Raw genomic sequence first — 6,972 nt, 5'->3', positions numbered from 1 at the left:
ATTAAAAATAGACGATAAAGACATTTGTTTATTACAAACACTTTATTCAGGCGAAGAATTTTATAATAAGGAAATTTTAAATATTAACTATGGTATTATCAATACTCGGATCATCCGTGATTTAAATGGAGAAATTTCAAGAGTAATTGGTATTTTTCATAATTTAAACGAGGCAAGGGATTCTGAAAAGCTAGCAATGTCTGGTAGAATTGCTGCAGGTATAGCACATGAAGTCCGCAATCCACTTACAACTGTTAGAGGTTATTTACAATTCTTGCAAGAAGAAGCACCACCTAGGTATAAGCAATTGTTTAATGATTTATTGATTCCAGAATTAGATAGGGCAAATGGAATCATTACTGACTTTTTATCTATTACAAAGAATGCGAACTATAAACCAGAGCCAATTAATATTAATAATTTCTTATCGAATCACATAAAACAACTATTATTTAGCGAGACCGTTTTAAATAATGTTAAAATTGAATACTACCTATCTGAGGAATTAATAGGAGCACATATTTTCTTTGATAAAAACCAACTTGTACAAGTTATTTTAAATTTATTTCATAATGCATTAGATGCAAAAAAAGAAGGTCAGCTTACAATTATCATTTCAACTTATATTGATAAGGATTTTATTTATATCGCATTAAAAGATGATGGATCAGGAATTCCACCTTCAGATTTACCATATATTTTTGATCCGTTCTTCTCGACTAAAGATGACGGTACTGGACTCGGTTTATCTTTAACTAAAAAACTAATCCAAAATCATAACGGTACTATATGCGTAAAGAGCGATAATAATGGAACTACTTTTACAATTACATTACCAATTAAATAGCTTTATTCACAAAAAAGACCAAAACATCAAAGTTTTGGTCTAATTTATTAAACAGATAATATGATTTTTCCTGTTGATTTTCTACTTTCTAATAGATCATGAGCTAGCTTACCATCTTTTAAAGAAAACACAGTAGGTTGTTGTACAATTAATTGTTTTGTTGCGATCCAATTAAATAGCTCATTACTTCTATGTAGTCTCTCTTCTTTTGAAATTAGTACATTCCACAAGTCTCCACCAGTTAGTGTTTTTGAGGTATCCATTAACATTCTTGGATCAATATGAACTGGATCCCCTCCAGCCATTCCATAAAATACAACTGTACCATGAACTTTTGTTGCTTCAAAGCTATCCATTATTGTAGATCCAACTGATTCATATACAACATCTACACCATTTTTTTCTTTTGTAAAATCTTTAATTTGTGAAACCCAATTATCAGTATATAAAAATACTTCTTTCGCACCGATTGATAAAGCTTTTTCTCTTTTTTCTTGTGATGAGGTTAATCCGATTACCTCTCCACCTTTTAAAAGAATCATTTGAGTCAATAATTGGCCAACACCACCTGCTACTGCATGAACAAGTGCAACATCACCTGATTTTATTTTATAACTATCATTAATTAAATAATGTGCAGTTAACCCTTGTAGCATAATAGACGCAGCAATTTCAAAATTAATTTCATCTGGAATTGGTACAATATGAGATTCCTTTGCAGCAACATACTCTGCATTCGAAAAAGGAACATCTGCAAACGCTACGCGATCTCCTACTTTATAGTCCATTACATCAGAACCGACTTCGGTAATAACCCCAGAGCCTTCATACCCTAAAATGTACGGAGGATCACCTGCTAAATGATAATTTCCTTTACGACGATAAATATCTGCAAAATTAACACCTACAGCCTTCATTTCAACTAATACTTCATCGTTTGAAATTTTAGGTGTTGCTATTTCTTCGTATTTTAATACGTCTGATTGACCAAACTCTCTAAAAACAAGTGCTTTCATTTACATACTTCCTTACATTTAAAATTCAAAGACAAAATCCTCATCTGTTAATTTTTCCACTGTAACTGCTTTTACATACCCATTACCTTTAACAGAGAAGAAATCATGATTTTTAGTATCCGTTTTTAAACCATTTAAAACAATCGGATTAATATCTTCTTCATCAAAATAATAATCAAATCCTAAGTTCATTAACGCTTTGTTTGCATTATATCGAATAAACTTATTAACTTCATCTATTAAACCAATTGAAGAATAAATTTCTTCTGTATATTGTAACTCAATTTCATATAATTGAACTAATAATGACATTGTTTCATTGTAAAGTCGAGTTTTTTGTTCATCAGTAAATTGGTCATAAATTTGTTGCGCTAATAGTCCTACAAATACACCGTGAATACTTTCATCTCGTAAAATTAGATTAATAATCTCACCACTAGCAGTCATTTTCCCTTGACCAGCTAAGTATAACGGGAAGAAAAATCCACTATAAAATAAGTAACTTTCTAAAAATACACTTGCAACCATTGCCATGTATAACTCTTCATCCGAAACATCACGCTGTAATAGATTTAAATAATAAGAGGAAATTAATTCCGATTTTTTTGTTAAAATTGGATGCTCGTCCACCCATTTAAATAAATCTTCAATTTCATCTTCTGTAGCAAGAGTTGTAAAAATATGTGAATAGCTTTTCGCATGTACTTCTTCCATCGCACCCATAAATGCTAGTACACTTTTTGCTTGTAAATTTTTAAGATGAACTAAGATTAAAGGCATACCTTCTCCGCCTTGCTTAGTATCTAATAATGTTAGACCGCCTAAAACCTTTTTAAATGCTGATTGTTCTTCTTTTGATAATGTATTCCAAGTATTTTTATCAGATGAAACGACAATTTCTTCTTCAGTCCAAAACTGCGATAGATTTTGCTTCCAAAATACTAAACTAAAATCATCTTCTTTTTTATTCCAATTAACAGCTTTCATTCATATTTCCCCCTAATCATAAAGAAAGCTCGATGATATAGAACAATATGCATAAAGCATTCTATATTCGAGCTTTTCATTTTAGATCATTAAGTAATTTAATTTAGACTATTGAACTCTTTATCTACTAAAGTTCAATCCTACTTTTTTATACTGAACAACTTATACATTCTTCTACACTCAATTTACGAGTACGTGTGTAATATAAACTCTTTAATCCTTTTTTATTAGCATAAATATAGTATCTAGCAAGCTCTCGCGTTGAGATATCACTGTTTACATAAAGAATAGTACTAATACCTTGATCGACATGCTGCTGAATTTCAGCAATTAAATCGATTAACTTAAATTGGTTAATGTCATAAGCTGATTTATAATACCAGAAATTGTTTTTTGATAAATACGGCATCGGATAATAAGTTGTTGAATTTGCGTAAGTTCTAGATTCAATAACATTTACAATCGGCATAACCGAAGAAGTAGCATTTTGAATGTAGCTAATCGATTGTGTAGGCGCGATTGCTAAACGATAGCTGTTATATAATCCATACGCTTGTACTTGCTTACTTAATGTAACCCAGTCAAATTCATTCGGGATATAGATTCCATTAAATAATTCCTTTACTTTGTCTGTTTTAGGTTCAAATGATTTTGAAGTATACTTTTCAAAATAAGTACCTTTAGCATATTCACTCTTTTCAAAATCCTTAAACGTATTACCAGTTTCTTTAGCGATTAGCATACTTTTTTCAATAGAATAAAAGTTTACCATCATAAAGAATGTATTCGCAAAATCCTTAGCCTCAGCACTTTCGTATGAAATTCCATTTTTCGCTAAAAATCCATGCAAATTCATTGCACCTAGACCAACCGAATGAAGTTCTTCATTTGCCTTTTTCACTGTAGGTGCATTCTCTATTTCCGTCATATCTGTTACAGCTGTTAATGCCTCAATTCCAACATGTACAGATTCTCTGATCGCTTTATTTTCCATTACGTTTACAATGTTTAATGATCCTAAATTACAATTCACATCACGTTTGATTTGATCTTCTTCGCCATAGTTATTGATGATTGATGTTTCTTGTAGTTGAAAAATTTCTGTCTCTTATATTCAATTAGGCCCGCTACAACCCAACCCGTTCTCTTATGAACTGCTACATGTCACCATGCAGGATAGACTATATCATCACCTTCAGCTCAACCTGGTAAGGTGCTCTGCTTTTCCACTCGCTTTTAAGTGTACTCTACTCGCTTCTTCACTGGAGTTTTTCATCCAGCTATGCTTTCGATAGTCGTTAGGCATTTACTTATCTTAATCTTTCAGAAAGTCTCTTATAGGTAGGAAATTTATTGCGATCTTGATTTCGTTTCTTCAGACATTCCTAAATATAATGTTACATCTTGATTTATGAATTTAATAACACTTAATACCTATAAGACACTTACTATAATAGTAATTAAGATAAGATTTAGCACGGTAGATTACCTATTATAAGGCTTCTCCCGTTTAACAGAGTTTTCGACTAGAATTTCTTCTAGAAGGTGCTAGCTATTAACACAAATTAGACATTTTAATTTCGCCAATATCCTTTAGTGCATGCTGCTGATTAGCATTACTTTTATACATCAAATATGGATATCCAGATTCTAACTGAATCGCAGCAATTTTTACTAAAAGATCACGTGCACTTAAATCTAGTTTTTTCTTTTTAACACGCTCATTATTTAATAATTCTTCATATCTTTCATCTAGATCAAAATCATCTAAATGAATACCATACTCTTTATACACTGTATATGGTGCGAATACATAGAATGGTTCATTTTTTTCTGCTAGTTCAAAGAATTTATTTGGAACAATTAAACCGATCGATAGTGATTGAATTCTACTTTTCTCATCGGCATTGATTTTTTTTGTATCAAGAAATTCAACTACGTCCCAGTGGAAAATATTTAAATAGGTTGCACCAGCACCTTTACGTTGTCCTAGCTGGTTAGCGTATGAAAATGAATCTTCTAATAGCTTCATAACAGGAACAACACCACTTGCAGCGTTATCAATTTCCTTAATTTGCTCTCCACGAGCTCTAAGTTTTGATAGATTTAGTGCAACACCACCGCCGATTTTTGACAGTTGCATTGCCGTATTAATTTGAAATCCTATTGAATTTAAACTATCGTCCATTTCTAATAAGAAACATGACACCAATTCGCCTCTTCTACTTCTCCCAGCATTTAAGAAAGTTGGAGTAGCTGGCTGATAGTTTTGTTGAATCATCATTTTTGCTAATTTCAATGCTTTTTCAATATTGCCTGTTCCTAAATATAGTGCAACGATCGCAATTCGATCTTCATATCCTTCTAAGTAATGCTTTCCATCATTTGTTTTTAATGCGTAATCTTTAAAGAATTTTGATGCGGCCATATATGATTGAAAAGTGAAACCTGCATTGTATACTAACTTATATAATTTTTCTATTTCATCAAAGGAGTAATCCATCTCAACATTATAATAGTAGTTTTCTTGAATCATATAGTTTAAGCGTTCTTTTAAAGAAGAAAACTGAATCTTTTTATCTTCAACTTCTTTTAAGAAACAAAGAAGCGCTTCTTTATCTTTTGCGAGATCAAAAAAACCATCTTTTTTAATCGTCAATTCATTATTCAGCTCAATATGTCTCAAGCTTTTCCACTCCCTCAATAAAATATTGTACATCTCGACTTGTCCCTGACAGTTCAAACTTTGATAACACTGGAACTTGATAGTCTGATGCTATTTTATCTGCACTTGCTGCAAAAGAATCTCCCCAGTTTTTATTACCACTTGCACTGACTGCTTTTAAATACTTCGAATTACTCTCCAAAAAAGTACTTACGTTTTCAGGTACATTACCAAATCCTGTAGTATAGGTTACGAGAATATACGGTACTTCAATTTTTAGTCCATCTTTTATTTGGATTGACGGCATTCTAACTTTATTGACAAATCGCTTAACATTGCCAGTCATTGAACTGTAAACTATCACCATATTATCACCCTCGTTAATATGTAAGAATATTGAAAATACTTATATTATATACCTACATATTGTATTACCTTTTTAGAACAAACACAACATATAGGTACTGGATTTAAAAAATAAACATTTCGACAATATGTCTCGAAATAAAACAATATATGAAATTTAACAAATTATGGAGAAGAGTGCAATAAAGTGTAAAACGATTTTTTTGTCAAATGAGGTCATAACATTTTCACAAAAAAAGTACTCATTAACACCTTGCGAAATAAGAAAAAAAGCTAAAAAAACTTTTTTTTTTCGCAAACTTTTAATGAGTACATGATTAAAATAATATAATTTTGACTTTAAATTTTAACAATCATCGTTAACTTCTAGCTTCTTCCAAGTAAGTATAAATTACATGGCCTCCATGCTGTGCGATTCCACGAAAGTGCTTAAAGTCCTCTCGATTAACGATTATTTGCCTAAATGTTAAAAATTCATCTTTTGTAACGCTAATTTCTGAAATCTCACCTTTAACTAACTGATCAATCAAATTGATAAATTCATTTTGTTCCATATAATCACCCTTTATTATTTTGATCGTTTTTTTGATGGCTACAAGAAATAAACTTCAATCCTTACATTAACAAAGAATGTACTTAATGGAAACTAAATCGTTACATCAAGAATTTTTTCTGTAACAGCTAAATTCATATTTTTATTATTTACTAAAATTACTTCACTCTTTCCATCTTTTAAAACTAAAAATGCTTTAGGAATTACTTCTACTCCTGTTCCAATACTCGCAAATTCGTATGATGAATGAGCTTCGCCTAGCGCTAAAATCATTTCAAAAAATGGTACTAAAATAATGTTTTCAAAAAATAAAATCGGATCACCTATAAGAGTATTACTACTAACCAAATTTTTAATTTCATTTGAAATTTCTACTTCAAATTCTTCAAACCATTCTTTCAACAAACTAACCTCCTGAAAGTGCTACAACCATTTTTGCCTTTCAAAAGGTTTTTAAACATAATTTCTTATGAAAAAAGACAAAATTGTAAAAAAATTTAAATTTTCTCTTTACCTTTAAACCGTTTTCATGCATTAT

The 6,972-nt window shown here is 30.8% G+C and carries 6 protein-coding genes and 2 pseudogenes; 1 reads left to right on the top strand and 7 read right to left on the bottom strand.

From position 1 onward, the window contains the following. Positions 1-847, top strand: an 847-nt coding sequence (locus CN514_RS22130) for an ATP-binding protein (protein ID WP_098234426.1), incomplete at its 5' end; no start/stop codon positions are given. 47 nt (positions 848-894) lie between these two features. Here CN514_RS22130 and CN514_RS22125 read toward each other — a convergent pair. The 7 genes and pseudogenes from CN514_RS22125 to CN514_RS22095 all read right to left on the bottom strand — a co-directional run bounded on the left by CN514_RS22125 (position 895) and on the right by CN514_RS22095 (position 6,836). Further along, on the bottom strand, positions 895-1,863 hold the full coding sequence (locus CN514_RS22125) for a quinone oxidoreductase family protein (protein ID WP_098234425.1): 969 nt from the start codon (positions 1,861-1,863) through the stop codon (positions 895-897). Between the two features lie 18 nt (positions 1,864-1,881). Further along, positions 1,882-2,850 (bottom strand): class 1b ribonucleoside-diphosphate reductase subunit beta, encoded by a 969-nt coding sequence (gene nrdF, locus CN514_RS22120; protein WP_098234424.1) that lies wholly within the window; start codon positions 2,848-2,850, stop codon positions 1,882-1,884. Positions 2,851-2,998: 148 nt separating this feature from the next. After that, positions 2,999-3,955 (bottom strand): annotated as a pseudogene (locus CN514_RS22115) (ribonucleotide reductase large subunit); the annotation flags it as partial. Positions 3,956-4,408: 453 nt separating this feature from the next. Further along, positions 4,409-5,536: pseudogene (locus tag CN514_RS22110) on the bottom strand (ribonucleotide reductase N-terminal alpha domain-containing protein); the annotation flags it as partial. Further along, positions 5,523-5,882, bottom strand: coding sequence for a class Ib ribonucleoside-diphosphate reductase assembly flavoprotein NrdI (gene nrdI, locus CN514_RS22105; protein WP_025671746.1), 360 nt, complete (start codon positions 5,880-5,882; stop codon positions 5,523-5,525). The gene nrdI and the pseudogene CN514_RS22110, both read right to left, overlap by 14 nt. A 358-nt stretch (positions 5,883-6,240) precedes the next feature. After that, entirely contained in the window at positions 6,241-6,435 is a 195-nt protein-coding gene (locus tag CN514_RS22100; protein WP_098234422.1) for a hypothetical protein, read from the bottom strand. Positions 6,436-6,527: 92 nt separating this feature from the next. Further along, positions 6,528-6,836, bottom strand: a complete 309-nt coding sequence (locus CN514_RS22095; protein ID WP_098234421.1) for a spore germination protein GerW family protein — start codon at positions 6,834-6,836, stop codon at positions 6,528-6,530. Between the last annotated feature and the right edge of the window lie 136 nt (positions 6,837-6,972).

Origin of the sequence: Bacillus sp. AFS001701 (assembly GCF_002559405.1) — a bacterium.
In the GTDB taxonomy this organism is placed as follows: Bacteria; Bacillota; Bacilli; order Bacillales; family Bacillaceae_G; genus Gottfriedia.
This window is presented reverse-complemented; position numbering and strand designations above follow the sequence as displayed.